The organism is Niallia sp. FSL W8-1348 (assembly GCF_038006745.1).
In the GTDB taxonomy this organism is placed as follows: Bacteria; Bacillota; Bacilli; order Bacillales; family Cytobacillaceae; genus Niallia; species Niallia alba.
On sequence record NZ_JBBOVV010000001.1, the window covers coordinates 451,137 to 473,928 of the forward strand.

Annotated in this window: 21 protein-coding genes; 7 read left to right on the plus strand and 14 right to left on the minus strand. The window is 35.2% G+C overall.

Annotated elements, in window-relative coordinates:
* Positions 1 to 142: 142 nt before the first annotated feature.
* On the minus strand, positions 143 to 424 hold the full coding sequence (locus NST60_RS02295; protein WP_016200976.1) for a YlaN family protein: 282 nt from the start codon (positions 422 to 424) through the stop codon (positions 143 to 145).
* A 260-nt stretch (positions 425 to 684) separates the two neighbouring features.
* Between NST60_RS02295 and NST60_RS02300 the strand changes: the two genes are divergently transcribed.
* The gene (locus NST60_RS02300; protein ID WP_169188334.1) at positions 685 to 1,173 is read left to right on the plus strand and encodes a peptidyl-prolyl cis-trans isomerase; all 489 of its coding nucleotides are present in this window, start codon (positions 685 to 687) and stop codon (positions 1,171 to 1,173) included.
* A gap of 61 nt (positions 1,174 to 1,234) precedes the next feature.
* On the opposite strand, the gene NST60_RS02305 is transcribed toward NST60_RS02300, so the two are convergent.
* Positions 1,235 to 2,563, minus strand: a complete 1,329-nt coding sequence (locus NST60_RS02305) for a PhoH family protein (protein ID WP_016200974.1) — start codon at positions 2,561 to 2,563, stop codon at positions 1,235 to 1,237.
* 223 nt (positions 2,564 to 2,786) lie between these two features.
* On the opposite strand from NST60_RS02305, the gene NST60_RS02310 reads away from it, so the two are divergent.
* Both NST60_RS02310 and NST60_RS02315 read left to right on the plus strand, forming a co-directional pair.
* Positions 2,787 to 3,395, plus strand: a complete 609-nt coding sequence (locus tag NST60_RS02310; protein WP_016200973.1) for a YhcN/YlaJ family sporulation lipoprotein — start codon at positions 2,787 to 2,789, stop codon at positions 3,393 to 3,395.
* Positions 3,396 to 3,476: 81 nt separating this feature from the next.
* Positions 3,477 to 3,677, plus strand: coding sequence for a YlaI family protein (locus NST60_RS02315; protein ID WP_016200972.1), 201 nt, complete (start codon positions 3,477 to 3,479; stop codon positions 3,675 to 3,677).
* A gap of 1,212 nt (positions 3,678 to 4,889) precedes the next feature.
* Here the strand turns inward: NST60_RS02315 and typA are convergent.
* The 3 genes from typA to NST60_RS02330 form a co-directional block, all read right to left on the minus strand.
* Positions 4,890 to 6,722, minus strand: a complete 1,833-nt coding sequence (typA, locus tag NST60_RS02320; protein WP_016200971.1) for a translational GTPase TypA — start codon at positions 6,720 to 6,722, stop codon at positions 4,890 to 4,892.
* 546 nt (positions 6,723 to 7,268) lie between these two features.
* Positions 7,269 to 8,069 carry an inositol monophosphatase family protein gene (locus NST60_RS02325; RefSeq protein ID WP_040342485.1) on the minus strand — a complete coding sequence of 267 codons (801 nt, stop codon included), beginning with the start codon at positions 8,067 to 8,069 and terminating at the stop codon, positions 7,269 to 7,271.
* Positions 8,070 to 8,289: 220 nt separating this feature from the next.
* Entirely contained in the window at positions 8,290 to 8,484 is a 195-nt protein-coding gene (locus NST60_RS02330; RefSeq protein WP_016200969.1) for a hypothetical protein, read from the minus strand.
* A gap of 262 nt (positions 8,485 to 8,746) precedes the next feature.
* On the opposite strand from NST60_RS02330, the gene NST60_RS02335 reads away from it, so the two are divergent.
* Positions 8,747 to 9,367 carry a YktB family protein gene (locus tag NST60_RS02335; protein ID WP_016200968.1) on the plus strand — a complete coding sequence of 207 codons (621 nt, stop codon included), beginning with the start codon at positions 8,747 to 8,749 and terminating at the stop codon, positions 9,365 to 9,367.
* Positions 9,368 to 9,649: 282 nt separating this feature from the next.
* Here NST60_RS02335 and NST60_RS02340 read toward each other — a convergent pair whose 3' ends face one another.
* Positions 9,650 to 9,922, minus strand: a complete 273-nt coding sequence (locus NST60_RS02340; RefSeq protein WP_169188332.1) for a UPF0223 family protein — start codon at positions 9,920 to 9,922, stop codon at positions 9,650 to 9,652.
* A 378-nt stretch (positions 9,923 to 10,300) separates the two neighbouring features.
* On the opposite strand from NST60_RS02340, the gene NST60_RS02345 reads away from it, so the two are divergent.
* Together NST60_RS02345 and NST60_RS02350 are read left to right on the plus strand one after the other, a co-directional pair.
* Positions 10,301 to 11,770, plus strand: coding sequence for an aminotransferase class I/II-fold pyridoxal phosphate-dependent enzyme (locus NST60_RS02345; RefSeq protein ID WP_101730078.1), 1,470 nt, complete (start codon positions 10,301 to 10,303; stop codon positions 11,768 to 11,770).
* Positions 11,771 to 11,884: 114 nt separating this feature from the next.
* Positions 11,885 to 12,220, plus strand: coding sequence for a hypothetical protein (locus tag NST60_RS02350; RefSeq protein ID WP_101730079.1), 336 nt, complete (start codon positions 11,885 to 11,887; stop codon positions 12,218 to 12,220).
* A gap of 463 nt (positions 12,221 to 12,683) precedes the next feature.
* Here NST60_RS02350 and NST60_RS02355 read toward each other — a convergent pair whose 3' ends face one another.
* The 8 genes from NST60_RS02355 to NST60_RS02390 all read right to left on the minus strand — a co-directional run bounded on the left by NST60_RS02355 (position 12,684) and on the right by NST60_RS02390 (position 21,134).
* Positions 12,684 to 12,929: a hypothetical protein gene (locus tag NST60_RS02355; RefSeq protein WP_016200964.1), complete on the minus strand. Its 246-nt coding sequence runs from the start codon at positions 12,927 to 12,929 to the stop codon at positions 12,684 to 12,686.
* Positions 12,930 to 13,174: 245 nt separating this feature from the next.
* Positions 13,175 to 13,627, minus strand: coding sequence for a hypothetical protein (locus NST60_RS02360; protein ID WP_016200963.1), 453 nt, complete (start codon positions 13,625 to 13,627; stop codon positions 13,175 to 13,177).
* Positions 13,628 to 13,644: 17 nt separating this feature from the next.
* Positions 13,645 to 14,673 (minus strand): IS1595 family transposase, encoded by a 1,029-nt coding sequence (locus tag NST60_RS02365; RefSeq protein WP_101730080.1) that lies wholly within the window; start codon positions 14,671 to 14,673, stop codon positions 13,645 to 13,647.
* A 136-nt stretch (positions 14,674 to 14,809) separates the two neighbouring features.
* Entirely contained in the window at positions 14,810 to 16,219 is a 1,410-nt protein-coding gene (gene lpdA / locus NST60_RS02370; protein ID WP_016200961.1) for a dihydrolipoyl dehydrogenase, read from the minus strand.
* A gap of 4 nt (positions 16,220 to 16,223) precedes the next feature.
* Positions 16,224 to 17,501, minus strand: coding sequence for a dihydrolipoamide acetyltransferase family protein (locus NST60_RS02375; RefSeq protein WP_016200960.1), 1,278 nt, complete (start codon positions 17,499 to 17,501; stop codon positions 16,224 to 16,226).
* A 90-nt stretch (positions 17,502 to 17,591) separates the two neighbouring features.
* Positions 17,592 to 18,569: an alpha-ketoacid dehydrogenase subunit beta gene (locus NST60_RS02380; protein WP_016200959.1), complete on the minus strand. Its 978-nt coding sequence runs from the start codon at positions 18,567 to 18,569 to the stop codon at positions 17,592 to 17,594.
* A 3-nt stretch (positions 18,570 to 18,572) separates the two neighbouring features.
* Positions 18,573 to 19,688: a pyruvate dehydrogenase (acetyl-transferring) E1 component subunit alpha gene (gene pdhA, locus NST60_RS02385; RefSeq protein ID WP_016200958.1), complete on the minus strand. Its 1,116-nt coding sequence runs from the start codon at positions 19,686 to 19,688 to the stop codon at positions 18,573 to 18,575.
* Between the two features lie 762 nt (positions 19,689 to 20,450).
* The gene (locus tag NST60_RS02390; RefSeq protein ID WP_341098077.1) at positions 20,451 to 21,134 is read right to left on the minus strand and encodes a YkyA family protein; all 684 of its coding nucleotides are present in this window, start codon (positions 21,132 to 21,134) and stop codon (positions 20,451 to 20,453) included.
* 524 nt (positions 21,135 to 21,658) lie between these two features.
* Between NST60_RS02390 and def the strand changes: the two genes are divergently transcribed.
* Entirely contained in the window at positions 21,659 to 22,213 is a 555-nt protein-coding gene (gene def / locus NST60_RS02395; RefSeq protein ID WP_016200956.1) for a peptide deformylase, read from the plus strand.
* The last annotated feature ends 579 nt before the right edge of the window (positions 22,214 to 22,792 follow it).

Consider the following 22,792-nt stretch of genomic DNA (forward strand, 5'->3'; position numbering starts at 1 on the left):
CCTTGCTCCGATCAAAAAACAACTATGGAAACAGACAATTATAATAATTAGGCGTATTCGTATGTACTTCCCTTATTTTAAAATAATACACCTAACCACTAAAAAAACTCAAACAATGACTGCTTTTGTTTGAGTTTACTTTTTATTTTCTTATAGATGCTTCATGCAAAATCGATAATTCCTTTTCCAACTCATCTAAAATTTTCTTACCAACTTGTTCTTCTACTAATCCTAATCGAATAGCAAAATCTATCTCTTTAGACAATCCATACATTTGCGTATCCAATACCTCTTCATATAGAGGACATTGTGGCATTGTTAAATTATCCATCTGAACTTTAATTAGTTTTAATATTTTTTCAGCATCTGCTTTCAATAACTCATTTGCTTTTTCTTTATGATTAATAATCATTTCAGAAGTCAATCCTATCCCCCCGTTTCCGAGCGATTATCCTATCTATAAAGTTTAAACTCAACCTAGAAAAATTGCAAGAACAATCCCCATGAAAAAACCAAATAGTTTTTGTTCTAGCATTCAAAATGACAGAAAGAAAAGAAAAGACTATACTTAAAATAACATCGTTTTCGTCTGCTAGTAAAATTAGTTACTTAAAATAATTTTGATGTTATTAATTTGCAGCTTTTTTCTACAAACAAACAAAGTACATAAGGAGGAATCTTTAAATGAATAGTATTATTCAAGTTACCGGACTGGTGAATTTTCCGATTACTATCGATCCGACTGTATGGATATTTGATGATCGCAAACAAACTGCTGATACCGTATTTGCACCAGTTGAAGTGAAAGATGAATTAGAAGCGTATACAAAAGAAGCCTCCAAGCACTGGGATCAAGAAATTACAGAAGGTGCAAAAGTTCCAGAGCAGTCTACAAAAACCTATCAAAAAGTAGAAATGCTCACTGGAACCTTCTATATGTCCTTAGCACCATTTATAAAAAATGCGGAACCGAAGAAAGATGCAACAACTCTTTTAGTCACAATGGCTAATGAAGAATACGCCATTCCTTTAGAAGAAATCGACTCGATCTTCTTATTATTTTGCATAAAAGGAAAACCACTTACAGAAGATGGTCCAGTACATATTTATGACAATAGAAAAGACAAAGAACAAACTCCGATAAAAAATGTGCAAGCATTTAAAATTACATAATTCGAAATATACGCCATCCCAGTATTGCTAGGATGGCGTATATAAATTAATTAGACTAAGACTAGAGAAGATCTGCTGCTAACTGTGCTAAAGAAGATCTTTCTCCTTTTACTAATTTTACGTGACCCGCAATTGGCTGGTCTTTGAAACGCTCCACTACATAGCTTAACCCGTTATTAAAGGCATCTAAATATGGATGATCAATTTGTTCTGGGTCTCCCATAAGAACAATCTTACTACCTTCTCCTACCCTCGTTAAGATCGTTTTCACTTCATGTTTCGTTAAATTTTGTGCTTCGTCAATAATAATAAATTGATCAGGAATACTGCGACCTCTAATATAAGTTAATGCCTCCACTTCAATTGATCCCATACCAGCAAGAATTGCTTCTAATTCTCCAGGCTTTTTTGTATTAAACAAATACTCGAGATTATCAAAGATTGGCTGCATCCATGGCCTTAATTTTTCTTCCTTTTCTCCCGGAAGAAAACCTAAATCCTTTCCCATTGGGACGATTGGCCTTGCTACTAATAATTTTTTATAATCTCCAAAATCCTCTGTTTGCATCAATCCAGATGCTAACGCCAATAATGTTTTCCCCGTTCCGGCTTTTCCAATTAGCGTAACTAAAGGCATGTCTTTCTTTAATAACATTTCAATTGCCATTGTTTGCTGAACATTTCTTGGGCGAATTCCCCAAATATGCTCATGATCGAATACTAATTTTTTTACATATTTCCTTGATGGATCCACTATTGCTAATGCAGACGAAGAAGAACCTAACACATCCTTTAAGATCAGAAACTGATTTGGGTAATAAATCCCATTGCCAATTTCTCCAATAGGGAGCTGTCCATTCTCATAAAAGCGATTTAAAACATCAATGGTTACTTGTACATCCATAAAACCAGTATACAAATGATCATTTTCAACTACTCGATCACTTAAGAAATCCTCACTCACCAGACCTATCGCATCTGCTTTTACACGTACGAGCGTATCTTTACTTACTAAGATAACGGTTCGTCCATTTTCTTTTTTGCTTTCTTCTATTGATAAGTTTTTTGCTACTGCTAATATACGATTATCATTTGTCTTTTCCACAAATATTTCTTGAAGCTCATGAAAAGAACGGTGATTCAGTTCAATTCGTAAAGTTCCACCATTCTCCAAAGGAATTTTATCGTGCAACTTTCCTGTTTCTCTTAAGTTATCGATCAATCTAGATATTTGTCTTGCGTTCCTTCCGATTTCATCCATGTACCGTTTTTTGCTGTCTACCTCTTCTAAAGCTACTGCTGGAATTACTACATCATTGTCACTAAAAGAAAAAATAGAATAAGGATCCTGTAACAAGACATTTGTATCCAATACGTAAATTTTACTCAAACCGATGCCCCCTGCTCTAAAACGTCATATATTGCTGCACTATCCGTGTAACGGAAAGAACCTTGGTAAAATATATGTTTTATCGCATAAAGATAGAAGATATTTTGCACAATAAAGAAAGAGGAACCGTAAAAAAACATAAAAATGCTCATTTCCACCTACAAATTAGGTGAAAATGCACACTTTTAGAAGTTATTCTTCAATATCAAAGGAGGTAATATTTGTGAAAAAAGGATATTTATTAATTTTATTCCTTTTTCTTCTTTCTGGATGTACAAATAATAACGTGGAAAATAGCCAACAATCTGAGAATAGAGAAAATCCCCCTCATGTAACAAATGTTAAAAATTCTACTATACAAGAGGTGGACCGTAAGACTGGCCAGGATATCGCGAAAAGACTCGTTACTCTTGCCACAAGCATTGAGAATGTCAATGATGCCACAGCAGTAGTAATCGGTAGATATGCGCTTGTAGGAGTGGACATCAATGCAGACTTAGATCGTTCTGAAGTAGGCTCAATTAAATACGCAGTTGCTGAAAGCTTAAAAAATGACCCAGACGGAGCAAATGCAATTATTATTGCAGATCCAGATCTCAATGCAAGACTTAAAGAGATTGGCGAAGATATTCAAAATGGGAAACCGATTCAAGGAATATTCAATGAATTAGCTGATATTAGCGGAAGACTCATTCCTGAGATACCAGCAGATATGATTAAGAATGAGCCTGATAGAGATCTCAAAAATCCAAACGAAAATTTAAATAATGAAGAAGAAAAAGAACTGAAAAAAGATCAAGATGAACAATCAAATAATCATATAAGAGATTAAAATTCGATTTTTTATGCGATTATATATTATAATGTGCCTATAATCCATTTTATCGAACTTATATGATTAGAGGTGCAGCTATTGAAAGTTAAATGTGTGATATGTGATAAAATTGAAGATATAGACGAAAACTCCTTTCAGGCAAAACGTCTGCGAAATCGACCGATTCATACGTATATGTGTAAAGAGTGTGAAGATAGAATTGCTGAGAATACTAAGAAAAGAATCGATTCTGGCAACTTCGTCCTTTATCAAAACAAAACACAGGAAGATGATTGGTAAACAAAGAAAATATATAGGTAAAAAGGGGCTGGGACATAAGTATTCCAGCCAAGGATAATTCCGAACAATTATACGAAGATGCTAATGAATGTTCCGTATAATTGTTCGGGCTTTTATTTGTTTTTCAAAGGATGTTTCCATGAAGTTTGGTGCGATTCCCCGCAGCCGGAATACACTTCGCTTTCCATGGGGCTCGCGCTGAGCCGCTTCGGCCTGTGGCCTGCAGGGTCTCAGACTGTCTCGCTAATCCCATAGGAGTCTTCGTGTATTCCGGCTGCTCTGTTTTTCCAACTAATTATATTTCCTCTTGTAAAAAGTATGCGAAAGCAGCCGCTATTTACTAGCTATATTAGAAATTGTTCGTCTTTACAGAGTATCTATTTAGTTATGTCCCATCCTCTTTTATGTAGGCTTGGCAATTAACGGCATCGTTAATTCAGGCGCTAGTTCTTCGCTTTTAATGACCATGGCTGTTAATCGCATATCTGTTTTCGATTTGCCTCGAACATAACCCTCTCCATTAACATTTTCCTACTCACAATGCTAAATGTGGAGTCATCTCCTGCATGAACACCACTTTTTACTCTCACAATGCTAAATGTGGGGTTCATCCCCTGTATGAACGCCACTTTTTACTTTCACAATGCTAAATGTGGGGTTCATCTCCTGTATGAACGCCACTTTTTACTCTCACAATGCCAAATGTGGGGTTCATCTCCTGTATGAACGCCACTTTTTACTCTCACAATGCCAAATGTGGCTTTCATCTCCTGTATGAACGCCACTTTTTACTCTCACAATGCCAAATGTGGGGTTCATCTCCTGTATGAACGCCACTTTTTACTCTCACAATGCCAAATGTGGCTTTCATCTCCTGTATGAACGCCACTTTTTACTCTCACAATGCCAAATGTGGCTTTCATCTCCTGTATGAACGCCACTTTTTACTCTCACAATGCCAAATGTGGGGTTCATCTCCTGTATGAACGCCACTTTTTACTCTCACAATGCCAAATGTGGCTTTCATCTCCAGTTTCCAATATGAATGCCTTTTTCCAACTTGCTTGCGGTCACTAAGGACGCTTCTCTGTTCCCTTTTCACTTGGTTTTCCTGTTTACGGTCAATGATAAAAATTCTCAGTCATATCCCCCAACATCCCACTATTCAAAACACAAAAAGAAGCCATCAAAAGATGACTCCTTTGCCTTCTATTATTCAGCAGTTTTTTTCTTCTTTTCTGCTCTTTCACGTTCTGATTTATTTAAGATTTTTTTGCGTAAACGAATAGATTCAGGAGTTACTTCACAATACTCATCATCATTCAAGTATTCTAAAGATTCTTCCAACGTCATAATTCTAGGTTTTTTCATTGTTGCTGTTTGGTCTTTGTTTGCTGAACGGATGTTTGTTGCTTGTTTTACTTTTGTGATATTAACAGTAATGTCATTTTCACGAGTATGTTCACCAACAATCATACCTTCGTAAATTTCAGTTCCAGATTCTACAAAGATAATTCCACGGTCTTCTACTTGCATTATTCCATAAGTAGAAGATTTTCCAGATTCCATACTTACTAATACACCTTGACGACGTCCACCGACTTGACCTGAAGCCATTGGTTGGTAGCTGTCGAATGTATGGTTGATGATACCATATCCACGAGTTAACGTTAAGAACTCAGTTGTATAACCAATTAATCCACGAGCTGGTACGTTAAAGATTAAACGAACTTGTCCGTTACCATTGTTGATCATATCTAACATTTCGCCTTTACGGGCACCGATTGATTCCATTACAGAACCTGTATGTTCTTCTGGAACATCGATTTGTACACGTTCAATTGGCTCACAACGAACACCGTCGATTGTTTTTACGATAACTTCTGGTTTTGAAACTTGAAGTTCATAGCCTTCACGACGCATATTTTCAATTAAGATAGATAAGTGAAGCTCTCCACGTCCAGAAACAGTCCAAGCATCTGGAGAATCTGTATTTTCTACACGTAAGCTTACATCTGTTTCTAATTGCGCGCGTAATCTTTCTTCAATTTTTCTTGAAGTTAAATATTTACCCTCTTTACCTGCGAAAGGAGAGTTATTAACTAAGAATGTCATTTGAAGAGTTGGCTCATCAATACGTAAAACTGGAAGTGCCTCTTGATGATCAAACGGACATACCGTTTCACCAACGTTAATATCTTCCATTCCTGATACTGCGATTAAATCACCAGCATATGCTTCTTCTATTTCTTGACGTTTTAATCCGAAGAAACCAAAGATTTTTGAAACACGGAATTGTTTAACAGTTCCATCTAGTTTCATTAAAGCTACTTGTTGACCAACTTTCATCGTACCGCGGAATACACGCCCGATCCCAATTCTTCCAACATAGTCATTGTAATCTAGAAGAGCTACTTGGAATTGTAAAGGTTCTTCACGATTATCAACAGGTGCAGGAATATGATCAACGATTGAATCATATAATGATTGCATGTTTTCATCTTGTTTTTCAGGGTCTAAGCTAGCAGTTCCATTAATAGCTGATGCATAAATAACTGGGAATTCTAGTTGCTCTTCTGATGCGTCCAACTCAATAAATAAGTCTAAAACTTCATCAATTACTTCAGCAGGACGAGCAAAGTCACGGTCAATCTTGTTAACAACAACAATTGGTGTTAAATTTTGCTCTAAAGCTTTTTTCAATACGAAACGTGTTTGTGGCATACAACCTTCATACGCATCTACCACTAGTAAAACACCATCTACCATTTTCATGATACGTTCTACTTCACCACCGAAGTCAGCATGTCCTGGTGTATCTAGAATGTTAATACGTTTATCTTTATATTGAATAGCAGTATTTTTCGCTAATATTGTTATTCCACGTTCTCTTTCTAAATCATTAGAATCCATTGCACGTTCTTCTACATGTTCGTTCGTACGGAATGTGCCGGATTGTTTTAACAGCTGGTCAACCAAAGTCGTTTTACCGTGGTCAACGTGAGCAATAATAGCAATGTTACGAATATCTTCTCTAATTTTCAAAAATTTCACTCCTACCTAAATATGTCTATCTGGATTCAACTTATTTTTTAATAATATTATAACTGAGTCATTATATCACATAAATTCACAGAAACCTAAATCCTTTTAAAAAAATAACAAATGTAAACGTTATTTTAACAAAATAATCTATTTAAGCATAAAATTTATTCTTATAAATAACAATTTCTTTACATTATGTCTGTTCTTTCCATTCCCATCCATAGTATGATAGAAATGAATGAACAAAGTTAAAAAACCCACATCGATTGCTGTGGGGTTTAAATATATCATACGCTATTATTTCCGATTAATATACAACATAATAAAGGAAGATAAACATGAATTTTGAAAAATATCCACTTTTTTACTATAACGTTTATGGAATTTCTAGTTTCATTAGTATCGGAATATGTATTCTCGAAAAAACATTAGCTGGTACACTTATTTGTTTTTTTCTCTTTTGCGGCATTTGGTTCCTTCGATCGCACAAGAAAAAGAAATTACAACGTGTGATCGATAAACAGCCTTCTTAAATCTTAACCTACTTTACCAATTTCCATCCTTTAAATACTTTTGAAGAATTTCATCATGCAATCCAGGTTTTGATGCAAAAAAGGATTGTTGTGTTAGTAAATCGAGCGGTTCATTTCTTAAGGTTGTTACCTTCCCGCCAAGTTCTTCGACCATTATCTTACCTGCAGCATAGTCCCATGGTGATAATCTTAAGGTTAGATAAGCATCCATTCGTCCAGCAGCAATATATGCTAACTCTAAACAAGCAGATCCAAATGATCTTGTCCCCCTAGACTCTTTTACAAGTGGTTCTAAAATAGTTGGATCAATTCGTTTGTTTTTTGTAACCCATGTGGCATTCAACCCAACAATAGCTTCTTCAACTGCGGTGTTCTTTAAAGGTAATAGTTCAATATCATTCATAAAAACACCATTCCCCTTTTGAACATGGTACAACTCATCTGCGACTACATCATATATTAAGCCAATTTTTCCTATACCATTCTCATAAATTCCGATCGAGATAGCAAAGTCCCGCTGCATGTGTACAAAATTCATCGTTCCGTCAATAGGATCAATAATCCAAACAATCCCTTTTAAATCTTCTAAGGATTTGCTAATTCCCTCTTCCCCTAAAATACGATGAGAGGGAAATACTTCACTGATTTTATTTATCAGAAATTCTTCTGTACCTTTATCTATTTGTGTGACTAAATCATTTTTATTGGATTTTGTTTGAATAATGAGCTCGGACGAAAAAGACTTGATGATTCTTTCGCCTGCCTCTTTTATCCATTCTTTTGCATACTTATCGATTTCAAGCCAATTTGCCATTTTCTCACCCTTCTTTACATTCTTTTTTCCAACACTTCTTTTATTATAGCTTATAGAATTGCTTATCATCCTTCAAGAATAATGAAAGTAAAAATCATTTCTTACACTATAGTATCATAAAGCCCGCACTAGCTGAACGCAAAATCATGTAGCTGGCTCTATAGGAAGTAATTCTAATTCCTATAGAGCCAGCTACATGATTAACCAATTACTTATTTAATTATAATGCATTAAGTCTTAGAAGTTCCTGCCTAATTCTTTCTAGCTTTTGTTTACTTAATTTTTTTTGTTTTTCATTCTTTTCATTGATTGCATCGAATAAGGTAGCCAACTCATAATCCATTTCTAGACGAAGAACAGCCTTTTTTTCCTTTTCCACTTCCAGTTTCTTCGCTAAATTCATTAATTGTTTCAATGACAGTACACCCCTTTCATCGACTTGCATTTCTGTTGATTTCTTATATATTATGTGGAAACCAATTAGCTTGCTCCTTTTTTGTGCGATAACCTAGTTAAACCCTTATTTCTTCATAATATTATTTATGTATGCTACAATATTTTCGAAAAGCACATCTAAAGAAGAAAATTTCAGGTAAGTGACTAAATAGCTTTCTTGATTTTATATACACTATTTACCCGCAAACAATCGAGATAAACAAAAAAGGAGATAAGAAATAATGTCGTTTACTGGTTTTACACAAAAAGATTTTGATACATTTACGATTGAAGGACTAGATTCACGAATGGAAGCAATCCAGAAAAGAATTCAGCCAAAATTCCACGAAATTGGTTCTGAGCTTTCAGAGCAGCTTTCAGGGAAACTTGGAATGGAAATGTTTCTACATATCGCTAAACACGCAAGACGTACTGTTAATCCACCAAAAGACACGTGGCTTGCTATCGCAAGCAATAAACGAGGATATAAACAGCATCCACATTTCCAAGTTGGGTTATTTGATGACCATGTCTTTATTTGGTTAGCTTATATATATGAACTTCCAAAAAAGAAAGAAATTGCAGAAGGCTTTTTAGCCAATTACGAGCTCTTGCATTCTACCCTGCCAAAGGATTATTTTCTTTCCATGGATCATATGAAAAAAGAAGCCGTTAAAATTGGAGAAGCTGATTTAGAGGCAGCTTTAACGAGATTCCGTGATGTGAAAAAAGCTGAATTTTTGGTAGGTCAGCAAATCCCTGCTGATGATCCTATTCTATCGAATGGAGAGGCATTCCTCTCATTAGTTGAAAAAACTTATGATACATTACTTCCAATTTATAAATTATCGTTAGAGTATTAAATCTGACAAGCACTATAGTTTCAGATTTAATGGTACAAATACAAAAACCTTGGGAAAATCCCCAAGGTTTTTGTCATAATTAATAAAAGATTTTTTTGTCGCAGGTTTTTTCTCTCATGTCATTGCTAAATGGTGAAACTAACTGTCTTTTTCACGCCACGTTGTTAAACATTCAAGTGAGAATGCAAATCTCTTTATACAAATACTAGTATTATCTACAAAAAACATACCACTTTATAATCTCCATTAAACGGAGAACTACTTCTGCAGATAGCTTTTTCCTTATACCATCTTTATTCTACTAGCATCTGAAGCTTCTTTTGCTTTTTTTATTGTTCGATAAGTAGAATAACCACTTACCTCTTCAAATTCATCACATACCTTCTTCTCTTGTGCTTTCCCTGGCACAATTTTTTTAAAGGCACGGTATTGTTCCATTAATTCAGCCTTATCTATCCCTTTTTCGTAGGCTTTCTCAATGCTTTCAAAAAATTTAACGACGGTAATTATTTCATCTGTTGACCAATCGATATCGATCGGATATTGATAATCCATTATTCCACATCCTATAGTTTTGAAATTTTCCAGATGAAACTATTGTAATTTAAGTTGTTAAGAATGTAAAACTCGTCTGAAAACATCTACTTTATTCCCTAACTGAAAGTTAAGAAACGCAAAAAAAGAACATAAAAAAATAATTCTTTTCTTTATAGTAGAAACTAATTGTATGCAAAGAAAATAAAAAATGCTATAATTCTTTTGTTTTATGATTTTTATATTTTGTAATTAGGGTAATAACTAGTAAACAGTAGTTAATTTAAAGACAATACAGCGACAAATGGTACGATAAAATTTCTATTTCTACATAAGAAATTTCAATAAAGTTCGCTAAAGTATGCATAAAAATACTAAATAAAGAGGTGTGGTAATAAATTGTCACAACACGAAACACCGTTATACCACGGATTATTGGAACATGTTAAAAAGGATCCGATTCAATTTCATATACCCGGGCATAAAAAAGGGAATGGAATGGATCCTGAATTTAGAAACTTTATCGGAGAAAACGCCCTTTCGATAGACCTTATTAATATTGGTCCACTTGATGATCTTCATTATCCAAAAGGGATGATTAAACACGCCCAGCAACTTGCTGCTGAAGCGTTTGGAGCAGATCATACTTTCTTTTCCGTTCAAGGCACAAGTGGTGCTATCATGACAATGATCATGAGTGTTTGTGGCCCAGGAGATAAAATCATTGTTCCAAGAAATGTTCATAAATCGGTTATGTCTGCCATTATATTTGCTGGAGCGATTCCAATTTTTATCCACCCAGAAGTAGATAAAAATCTTGGTATTTCTCACGGCATCACGATTGAGTCTGTTCAGCATGCTTTAGACCTTCATCCAGATGCGAAAGGGCTATTAGTCATTAACCCAACTTATTTTGGCATTTCAGCTGATTTAAAAACGATTGTTGATCTAGCTCATTCATATGATATTCCTGTTTTGGTTGATGAAGCGCATGGTGTTCATATTCATTTCCACGAGGATTTGCCTATGTCTGCGATGCAAGCAGGTGCAGATATAGCGGCAACAAGTGTACACAAACTTGGCGGTTCAATGACTCAGAGTTCCATTTTAAATATGAGAGGCGACCTAATTAGTTACAAGCGCGTTCAATCTATTTTAAGTATGTTGACAACAACTAGCACTTCCTATCTCTTGCTGGCTTCCCTCGATGTTGCGAGAAAGCGTCTTGCGACAGAGGGAAAAGAGCTGATTGATAAAACGATTAATCTTGCGCAATATATTCGCAGACAGATTAATGACATTGAACACTTATACTGTGTCGGAGAAGAAATTCTAGAATCAGATTCTGCTTTTGATTATGATCCAACTAAATTGATTATTTCTGTAAAAGACTTAGGATTGACCGGTCATGATGCAGAAGAATGGCTTCGTCAAAACTATCGAATCGAAGTAGAGATGTCTGATTTGTATAATATCCTGTGCATTATTACACCTGGTGATTCAGAAAAAGAAGCCAATATTCTAATTGATTCCTTAAAAGCACTTGCGGAAGAAAGAAAGGATAAAGCCTCTAAAGTAGAGGCAAGAGTGATGTTGCCAAATATCCCTCTTCTAGCTCTGACACCCAGAGATGCTTTCTATTCGGAAACAGAGTTAATAAATTTTGACGATTCAGTAGGAAGAGTGATCGCAGAATTCATTATGGTGTACCCACCAGGAATCCCTATTTTCATCCCTGGCGAGATTATCACTGAAGATAACCTTGCCTATATAAAACGAAATATGGAAGCAGGATTGCCTGTTCAAGGGCCTGAGGATTACGATTTCAAAAAGCTTCGTGTAATTAAAGAACATCGTGCGATAAGATAATAAGTTACATGGGGCAGGAATACCACTTTAATGGTATTCCTGTCTTCTATTTGGATATAAATGAATAATAACCATCTATCTTCTTTAGGTAAGGAAAGATTGGAGTTTTATTTTTTGAAAAAATATATTGTTATTACGATTATTAGTTTGCTAATTAGTCTGGCAACACCGTTTATCTTTAAAAATTACGTCGAACATAAACCAGAGCAAATAGAACAATCTTTTCGCTTTGGAGGTCCAGTGCCATTTGCGGAACAACAAAAGCTGTTACCAGCTTCAACGAATGCATATCCTTTAGAAATTTCATTCGAGTCTCCGTTTCAAACAAAAACTATATTTCATCCAGTTTCGTTTATTTTTAGCTTTCTTGTATTCTTCTTATTAGTTCTATCAATCTTTACCATTCTTAAAAGCTATTTTGGGAAAATACCAACAAAGCGGAGACAATAAGTACTTGCGTGGTTTTGATTCTATTAAAAAAATGCCTTTGTTTATACAATGGCATTTTTTATGCTGTACTGTGTTTGTGTTTCAAGGAAATGGCAATTGATTAAGGGAAAACTCTTCTCTATTCCCTTTTCGCTTCTATTCATAGTTTAACGGTAACAGAGAACTCTTCTCTATTCCCTTTTCACTTCTATTCATGGTCTAACGGTAACAGAGAGCTCTTCTCTATCCCCTTTTTGCTCCCATTCATAGCACAGCGGTAACAGAAAGCTCTTCTCTCTTCCCTTTTTGCTCCCATTCATAGCACAACGGTAACAGAGAGCTCTTCTCTATCCCTTTTCGCTTCCATTCATAGCACAATGGTAACAGAGAACTTGCTTTCTTCTTCTTTTCCCAAGTATGTAAGTCCAAATAATACAGAGAAAAGGCTTATTTAGGTCCATCATTGTTGGTTATATCGTTTCTTTTAGACTACAGATATGATTGTCATAATTAAATGAAAAGAACCATAAATAGATAAGCTGATCATTGTGGCCAGCATGGTTTTTCTTGTTGATTTTATGATAGAATTTCCAATTATAATAGCTAAATAAAAAAACACTCCAAACATAAACACCTTATAAAGAATTAAGTCATGTCTTGATAACCATTCAATTATCGAAAAGCCGCTCCAAATGATTAGTTGAAATAAAATTGCCGTATAAATCTTCAAGAAAAACCACCACCCTTCCTCAAACTTAACGCTTAATACTAGTATATGTATCAATCTTTTGTTTTATTTTATAATTATTTTCTTCAAAAAAACAGTAATATGGCTGGATGAAATTTAGCCAACTATATGAAAAAAGTATAAATTAAGAGTTTTCCTTCCTTTTTAAAGGCAAGGCTCTGTTAAACTTTAATGTTGATTTTTAAACAAAATATAGGAACTCCGATGTTTGGCGGAGTTCCTATTGTTCAATCCCAATAGTTAAAGATTACTTGCCCTACCGTTTCAGGTTTCCAATAGGCAATTTGTTCTAACTCAGCACTATTTAATTCTGTTTTCTTTATAAGATTTTGATTAAAAGGAACATTTAGTTCAACTGTACCTATTATTCGGTAGAAAGAAGGAAATTGTTCATTAAGAACAGGTCTGTCGATGAATTTAATGTTTCCAAATTCAACTACCGAAGCGAATGCAAGATAAGGATAATGTTCATTCAACAGTATATAAAACCTATTACCTAAAACATCAACTTGAGCATAATAAAAGTTTGATGGGTATTGTGGCGTAATGAAATCAATTAATTTCCCACGATTACGAGAGGCAAAGTCGAAGCATAATTGTTTAAATTGTTTCCCGTCTACTTGTGGAGGGGTATTGGCTTTTGAATCATAAAAACCAGTTATTCCATTAGGAAGTTTCATCCTGTTTTCACCATCCGTTACACACTGAATTTTGATAAACGCAAACTATCATAAGTATCCGTCATTTCAAATACAAATGAAGTTAGTAGAAATTCCTTAATGTGCTGTTTCGTGCTTTCGTTACTTCGACTATCGACAAATAAGAACCAAGCAAGGTAATTATCAAGATATTTTGTAGCCACACCTTTAAAACGGTCTATCCATTGATTCAATCGGGAATGGAGACCATTTACATTTTGAATATGATACAAACCCTTAATAACGTGTTTTCCACCGTCAGATTTAATTCGGTAATGCTCTAAACCCTTTTCTTTCGCATAGGTTTTATAGGCTCTCCAAGCGTCTGTGACAAGAACATTTTCATTGGACAATTTAGAACCGATTAAACTATCAACTTTTGTCTTTACAATACGCCCCATACAAGCAACTTTGGAGACGGTTGCTTTTGTTCGGTCTCTGGCAACGAGAACACAAACCTGTTCGTGACTAATCCCTCTGTGCTTAGATTTACCACCGCGTTTTCGAGGTTTACGGTCAATAATGCCTCGTTGTCCCTTTTGAGAGTACAGGAAATAGGTCTCGTCAATTTCAACGATACCATCAAAATGTTCAATATCCATTTGTTTTAAGGCGTTTAACAGTTTGTGTCTCCAATAAAAAAGCGTAACCCAAGTAACCCCTACGATTTCAGCCGATTTTCGCAGGGAATATCCTTTGAACATACAATCAACAAATGTAATCCATTCGTTTCCTTTCCGAGTGCGGAACAAAACAGTGTTTGTTGTATCAGTAAAAGTCTTGTTGCAACACTTACAGCGATAGCGTTGGCGACCATTATATTTTCCGAATCGAACAACGTGTTCTGATGAACAATGAGGACACTCAAAACCTTCTTTAAAACGAGTTTCCCTCATTTCGTTAATTAAACGACCACCAACAGAAGATGATGGTTCAACATAGCGTTTAACCCATTGATAAACTTGTTCTTTTTTTGTATGCGGTAATTTGTCGATATACTTTAACAAGTTGCTAAACGCTTTGCTCACCTTGAACCCTCCATCGAATGTTTGTTCTTATGTTGATTATATCAAGGATTCGGACAGGTATCAAATATCAACATTAACCTTTAACAGAGCCAAAGGCAAAAAAAAGAAGCCCTCATTCGAGGACTTCTTTTGATTATTAACGCAAGATATGAATTGGGTTACCCATTGCAACTTCAGCTGCTTCCATTGTTACCTCACCTAAAGTTGGATGAGCATGGATAGTCATAGCTAAATCTTCTGCTGTCATTCCAGCTTCAATTGCTAAGCCTAGTTCAGCGATCATATCAGATGCACTTGGACCAGCGATTTGAGCACCGATAACAAGACCATCTTCTTTACGTGTAACAAGCTTTAAGAAACCTTCAGCATCGTTAAGTGCTAAAGCACGACCGTTTGCTGCAAATGGGAATTTAGCAGCTTTTGCTTCAATTCCAGCTTCTTTAGCTGTAGCTTCTGTGTGACCAACTGTTGCTAATTCTGGCTCAGAGAATACAACTGCAGGAATTCCTAAATAGTCGATTTCTGAGTTATGTCCAGCGATAACCTCAGCAGCAATTTTACCTTCATAAGAAGCTTTATGTGCTAATGGAGGACCAGAAATAACATCACCGATAGCAAAGATATTACTTACAGAAGTACGGCATTGTTTGTCTGTTTTAATGATTCCGCGTTCGCCTAGTTCCACACCAACTTGTTCTAAACCAAGTTCGTCTGTATTAGGTTTTCTACCAACCATTACGAATACATAATCAGCTTCAACTGATTTTTCTTCGCCTTTAACTTCATATTTAACAACAACTCCAGTGTCCGTTTCTTCAACACCTTTAGCCATTGCTTTTGTAATGATTTCAGCGCCTTTTTTCTTTAAGTTACGAGTAACTAATGAAGACATTTGTTTCTCGAAACCACCAAGAATTTCATCAGCACCTTCAAGGATTGTTACTTGTGTACCAAAGTTAGCGTAAGCTCCACCTAATTCAGTACCAACATATCCTCCACCGATCACAACGATTTTCTCTGGAATTTCTTGAAGTGCAAGAGCACCAGTTGAATCAAGAACTCGTTTAGAGAATTTGAAAGTTGGGATTTCGATAGGACGAGATCCTGTTGCGATAATTGCATTTTTAAAAGTATAAGTTTGAGATGATTTTTCATCCATTACTTTTAATGTGTTAGCATCTACAAAATATGCTTCACCATATGCAATATCAACTTTGTTTCCTTTTAAAAGTCCTTCTACACCACCAGTAAGCTTTTTAACAACACTGTCTTTCCAAGCTTGAACTTTTGTGAAGTCAACTTTTACATTTTCAGTTGTAATACCCATGTCTGCAGAATGTGCAGCATGCTCATAACGGTGTCCAGCAGAGATTAAAGCTTTAGAAGGAATACATCCAACATTTAAGCAAACTCCACCTAATACGTTTTTCTCAACGATTGTAACTTTTTGTCCTAACTGTGCTGCGCGAATTGCTGCAACATATCCACCAGGACCTGCACCAATGACTATAGTATCTGTTTCAATAGGAAAATCTCCAACTACCATGTTCTTACGCCTCCATTAACAATAGTTCTGGATCGTTCAATAAACGCTTAATATGATTCATTGCATTTTGAGCAGTAGCTCCGTCGATCATTCTGTGGTCAAAGCTTAAAGAAAGTGCTAATACTGGAGCAGCAACAATTTCTCCATCTTTAACGATAGCTTTTTCCGCAATTCGACCAATACCTAAAATAGCAACTTCAGGATGGTTAATTACCGGAGTAAACCATTGTCCACCAGCAGATCCAATGTTAGAAATTGTGCAAGATGCACCTTTCATTTCAGCTGGAGCTAATTTACCGTCTCTTGCTTTAACAGCTAGTTCATTAATTTCATTAGAGATGTTAAAGATACCTTTGCGATCAGCATTTTTAACAACAGGAACTAATAAGCCTTTTTCTGTATCAGCAGCAATACCGATATTGTAGTAATGCTTATGAACGATTTCACTTGTCGCATCATCTAATGATGTGTTTAAAGCAGGGAATTCTTTTAATGCACTTGTTAAAGCTTTTACTACGTAAGGTAAGAATGTTAATTTAATACCTTTTGCTGCAGCAACTTCTTTATACTTCTTACGATGTGCAACTAATTTAGACACTTCTACTTCATCCATTAATGTTACGTGAGGAGCAGTGTGCTTAGAGTTTACCATTGCTTTTGCAATAGCTTTTCTGATTCCGCTCATTTTCTCACGAGTTTCTGGGAAGTCTCCTTCTGGAATAGCAAGTGGTTTAGGTGCTTCCGTTGCAGTTTCTGTTGGAGCAGCTTCTGCAGCAGGTTGACTAGCAGGTGCAGCACCACCGTTTAAGTGTGCATCAATATCTTCTTTAGAAATACGTCCGTTTTTACCAGAACCAGAAACAAGTTGAATTTCTACCCCTTTATCACGTGCATATTTACGTACAGAAGGCATTGCGATGATGCGTTTGCTTGGATCAACATCCGCTTCTTGCGCTTTGCTTTCTTCAACAGCTTCTGGTTTTGCTTCTTCAGCAGCTGGAGCTTCATCACTATGGTCACCTTTGAATTGAAGGTTTTCGTAGCCAGGAGCGTCGAATGTAATTAATACATCACCAACGATAGCAACTGTTCCTTCTTCTACTAAAACTTCTTCTACTGTACCTTCAACTGGAGAAGGAATTTCAACTACTGCTTTATCATTTTGAACTTCACATAATACATCATCTTCTTGAACTTTATCGCCTGGTTTAACAAACCATTTTACGATTTCGCCTTCGTGAATACCTTCACCGATGTCAGGCAATCTAAATTGAAAAGCCAATGTGACAACCTCCTAATAATTCTTATGAAAAAATTTTCTTCTTTAACTAACTTTTCTTCTAATTGTCATGCAAATTTTGTTCGGTACTAATTAGAAAGTTAGAACTTTTTTAGCTGTTTCAATAATATCTTTAAAGTTTGGAAGCCATACAGTTTCTGCTTGTGTAAATGCAAATACAGTATCAGGTGCAGTTACACGTAAAACTGGAGCTTCTAAGCTTAGAATTGCACGATCATTGATTTCTGCAACAACATTAGCTGCAATACCAGCTTGTTTTTGTGCTTCTTGAACTACAATAGCTCTTCCTGTTTTTTCAACAGAACCAATGATTGTTTCGATATCTAGTGGGCTAACTGTACGTAAGTCAACTACTTCCACTGAGTATCCTTCTTTTTCTAATTCTTCTGCTGCTTTAATAGACTCTTGAACCATTGCTCCATAAGTAATGATAGAAAGGTCTTTACCTTCACGTTTAACATCCGCTTTTCCAAGAGGAATAGTGTACTCTTCTTCTGGAACTTCTTGACGGAATGAACGGTATAATTTCATATGCTCTAAGAAGATAACAGGATCGTTATCACGAATAGCAGAAATTAAAAGTCCTTTAGCATCGTAAGGAGTTGATGGAATAACAACTTTAAGACCTGGTTGTTGTGCCATTAATCCTTCCAAGCTGTCCGCATGAAGTTCAGGAGTATGAACTCCACCACCAAATGGTGAACGAATTGTTACTGGTGAATTATAACGGCCACCTGAACGATAACGCATACGAGCCATTTGTCCAGAAATACTATCCATTACTTCATAAACAAAACCAAAGAATTGAATTTCAGGTACTGGACGGTAACCTTGAAGTCCTAAACCGATTGCTAAACCGCCAATTCCAGATTCAGCTAATGGAGTATCAAATACACGATCTTCACTGAATTCTTTTTGAAGACCTTCTGTCGCACGGAATACACCGCCGTTTACACCTACGTCTTCTCCAAATACTAATACGTTTGGATCATTACGTAATTCTGTGCGTAACGCATCAGTGATTGCTTGAATCATAGTCATTTGCGCCATGGCTTACTTCGACTCCTTTGCTGCATAAATTTCATATTGTTCTTTTAAGTTAGCTGGTAGCTCTTCATACATGATGTTCATTAAGTCAGTAACTTTTTGTTTTGGAGCTTCGTCAGCAATTTTGATTGCTTCTTTAATTTCTTCTTTAGCACGCTCGATTACTGCGTTTTCTTTTTCTTCATTCCAAATGCCTTTATTTTCAAGGAATTTACGGAAACGTACTAATGGATCTTTCTTTTCCCACTCGCTGTCAAGGTCAGCTGTACGGTAACGAGTTGGGTCATCCCCAGCCATTGTATGTGGACCATAACGGTAAGTTAAAGTTTCGATTAACGTTGGACCTTCTCCGTTGATTGCTCTTTCACGAGCTTCATGAACAGCAGCATATACTGCTAAAGCGTCCATACCATCTACTTGAATTCCAGGGATACCTGCAGCAACTGCTTTTTGAGCAATTGTTTTCGCAGCAGATTGTTTCTCAACTGGAGTAGAAATTGCAAAACGGTTGTTTTGAACAATGAAAATTGCAGGAGCTTTGAATGCACCAGCAAAGTTAATTCCTTCGTAGAAATCACCTTGTGAAGCACCACCGTCACCTGTATAAGTAATTGCAACAGATTTAGCACCACGTTTTTTCATTCCTAATGCTACACCAGCTGTTTGGATGTATTGTGCACCGATAATGATTTGTGGAGAAATCACGTTTACTCCTTCAGGAATTTGGTTTCCTTGGAAGTGACCACGTGAGAATAAGAATGCTTGAGATAAAGGAAGTCCGTGCCAGATAAGTTGTGGAACATCACGGTATCCTGGAAGAATGAAATCTTCTTTTTCTAATGCAAATTGTGAAGCTAATTGAGAAGCCTCTTGTCCTGCAGTAGGTGCATAGAAACCTAGACGACCTTGTCTGTTTAATGAAATAGAGCGTTGATCAAGAATACGTGTATATACCATACGAGTCATTAATTCTTGTAATTGCTCATCACTTAAATCAGGCATTGCAGATTCATTTACAACTTCGCCCTCTTCATTTAAAATCTGAAGTGTTTGAAATTGGTTTGCCACTTGTTCAAGCTGTGCTTGCACATCAAATTGTGCCTTCTTTGTTTTAGAAGCCATTAAAGCCACCCTTTCCTTTCATATTAAAAGACTTTTTCCTGTAAAAGCATTACATATTTACAATGTGTTTGAATGTGGTAAACATTCAGTTGGGTAACGCTTTCTATTACTTACAGCATATAACTCTAAGCAACAAAAAAAACCATACTAAAACAGTTTTCCACAAAATACGCAAGAAAAAACGTCTTATAAATTAATTCGGTTTCCGTATAGACTGTATCAATTATTTATATGTAAATATTAATACAACTGTTCAATACATTTATAAGTTTAATATACTTAAATATTATCCGTCAATCTTTAAGCTCTAAGTTTTTATTATTTTTTTACATGAAATTAATCCAACTGTATTATTTGCAATACAGTATCTGTATCATACAGATATTACTATTCGCAACTGTTTTATAATAATTTCTATCCTTGTCGAAAATTTTGATTTTTCTATTAAGGATTAGGATCTCCTTCCTTATTTATTGTAAGGAAGCTTGTAACGATAAAGTACTATGAACGTTTTGCAGCTCCCCGCTCCATTTAATGTTTATCTCCAACAAAAAAGTCACAGAATAAAGTTTGCCCAAACAAGCAAAATTCATGCTTGTACAGACGTACTCTATTCTGTGACATTTATAAGGAAAACTAATCGGACCTTAGCACCTAACTTCCTCTATTTTCTGTAGCTTCTAGTTAGCATTACAGCCCGCTAAGAGGGGTAAATCTACAATTAGTATATAAAGACCTTAATCAAGACATAAAAAAACGACTTTATTTTTCTGCTTCCTCTTTACTCATTTTAATTTTTATTCCAGCTTCCTTATAGAAATCCACTTTTAATTCATTATATTTTTTCGTTAGTTCATTAAATTTTTGATTGTTATCATAAATCATTTCATACGTATCATTTATTTTTTTTACTTGTTTTTCTAAATCATCCATACTAACGTCTTCCTCTTTAAACATTTCATAAAGCTTTTTATCGCTATTCAGCCCTTCTATGTAATTAGCGTATAATTTATCATGTTCCTCATAGCGGGCCATCATTGTTTTATATAGCTCGTCTGCTTTTTCTTTTAACTGTTTTTCATCCTTTTTTTCTAAATCTTCCATTTCAGTTGTTATCGTTTCAAACTTTTCTTGGGACTGCTTTATACTTTCTGCTTCTTTATCCATATATTCTTTTCTTTTAGCAATGGATTCTAGAGCTTCATCCGATAATTTCGTAATTTCATCCATATCTTCTAAGCCGAGACTAATTATTTTAGAATAGATGTCTTGTTCTTTCTTCTCTAAGTTGACAAGTGGCTCTTGTTGCTCTTCAAAACCACTTTCGATCTCAACTACTTCTTCTAATTTTTCATACATTTTCTCACTCGGAGACTTAAAATTACACCCAGCAGCAATCATCACAAATAACAAGATTGTGCTAATAATTAAAGCATTTCGTTTCATCTGTTTCCTCCTCACTTTCTTATAACTATATCGATTCTTCTGTATTTTTACAATAAAGGTTGACCGTTTTTACTACTCATCTCAGCGTTGGTAAAAGCTAAATCGTACTAAATAATTAGTTTGTTCTCACTAGAAAAAATGAAATTATACCAGTATTGATTCCCCAATAATGAATTTTCACTCCCACTTAGTGAAGATCATTCTGAATACTTCTTACAACTTTTAAAAATAGTTTTATATAATAAACATATTAGCTTGTCCTGTAAAATATTATGGGTATATATAATTATCTTATTGCATAAAGTACTATTCTCTTTTATCCCACTTTTAACGAACAGTAATCTCCAGCCTCAAGCTGCGAAAAATCGAGAAAGCTAAGTGCTGAAATACTCTTGTAAAGGTCCGATAAATACAATCAACCATGATGGGGATGAGGTCCCTCCACTAATGGAAGTTTCTTTATTAACTTTTTATTCTTTCTCTGTTAGACTACTTTTATAGATAGAAACAAGGAAGTGATTATTTTGATAACAATGACAGATATTATTCGTGATGGCCATCCCACATTGAGAAAAGTGGCAACAGAAGTTAGCATGCCACCAACTGAGGAAGAAAAAGCCCTTTTAAAAAGCATGATGGAATATTTAATAAATAGTCAAGATCCCGAATTAGCGGAAAAATACGGTTTAAGAGGTGGAGTAGGCTTAGCAGCTCCCCAAATAAATATTTCAAAGCGGATGATTGCTGTTCATGTGAAAGATGAAAATGGCCAACAATACAGCTATGCTCTATTCAATCCTAAAATCATCAGCCATTCGATTGAAAAAGCTTATTTAACTACAGGAGAAGGCTGTCTTTCTGTAGATGAAACCATTCCAGGTTATGTACCAAGATATGCAAGAATTACATTAAAAGGAATTGATTTGGATGGCAAGGAAGTTAAATTACGTCTTAAAGGCTTGCCTGCTATCGTTTTTCAACATGAAATTGACCATTTAAACGGTGTTATGTTTTATGATCATATAAATGAAAATGAGCCTTTCCTTCCTATTGATAACGCAATCCCTGTAGAAAGATAAGTATAGTGTTTTCTTACTTTGATTATGGTTCGATTATAGAGAAATTATCGAGCCTCTCTTCTCTTCCTTGCTCCCAAAAATAAAAACACTTTCAAATAAAATTAGGAAAAAACATTTAATATTTTTAGCCTATTTTACAATTCCCAACATTATCCATGAGAATCTTACAAAAAAATTCATATACTATGAATATAAAAGGCTGTTTTCAAAATGTCGTAGAATATAGTTTAGTTTCTTTTGTTAAAAGCCTTATGAACGAACCATTCTATTGTTAGATAAATAAATGTAAAATCACCTTCAATTTTATAAGATTGGATCGGTAAAAACCCCATCTCAAAAAAACTATTTTTTTACAAAAAGAAATATAAAATGAGAAGATGACTTTACTTTGTACAAGAATGGTTTAAAATAGAACTAAGGAGATGATCCACTATGTTAAAGAAGCTAAGAAAAAAGCTTTTAAAACAGTGGAAAGATTTACTGCGTAAAAAATCAATAGCTTAAAAAATTGAAGGGTATTTTTATGGTCCGACCTATGCCACGTTTTGTTTAATATAGTGGTTATTATACCACTATATA

Bases quoted from the DNA above. Each gene is read 5' to 3' on its own strand.
- NST60_RS02300 (WP_169188334.1), top strand. From the start codon at position 685: ATGAATAGTATTATTCAAGTTACCGGACTGGTGAATTTTCCGATTACT.
- NST60_RS02325 (WP_040342485.1), bottom strand. From the start codon at position 8,069: ATGGCAAATTGGCTTGAAATCGATAAGTATGCAAAAGAATGGATAAAA.
- NST60_RS02335 (WP_016200968.1), top strand. From the start codon at position 8,747: ATGTCGTTTACTGGTTTTACACAAAAAGATTTTGATACATTTACGATT.
- NST60_RS02340 (WP_169188332.1), bottom strand. From the start codon at position 9,922: ATGGATTATCAATATCCGATCGATATCGATTGGTCAACAGATGAAATA.
- NST60_RS02360 (WP_016200963.1), bottom strand. From the start codon at position 13,627: ATGAAACTTCCTAATGGAATAACTGGTTTTTATGATTCAAAAGCCAAT.
- lpdA (WP_016200961.1), bottom strand. From the start codon at position 16,219: ATGGTAGTTGGAGATTTTCCTATTGAAACAGATACTATAGTCATTGGT.
- NST60_RS02380 (WP_016200959.1), bottom strand. From the start codon at position 18,569: ATGGCGCAAATGACTATGATTCAAGCAATCACTGATGCGTTACGCACA.
- pdhA (WP_016200958.1), bottom strand. From the start codon at position 19,688: ATGGCTTCTAAAACAAAGAAGGCACAATTTGATGTGCAAGCACAGCTT.
- NST60_RS02390 (WP_341098077.1), bottom strand. From the start codon at position 21,134: ATGAAACGAAATGCTTTAATTATTAGCACAATCTTGTTATTTGTGATG.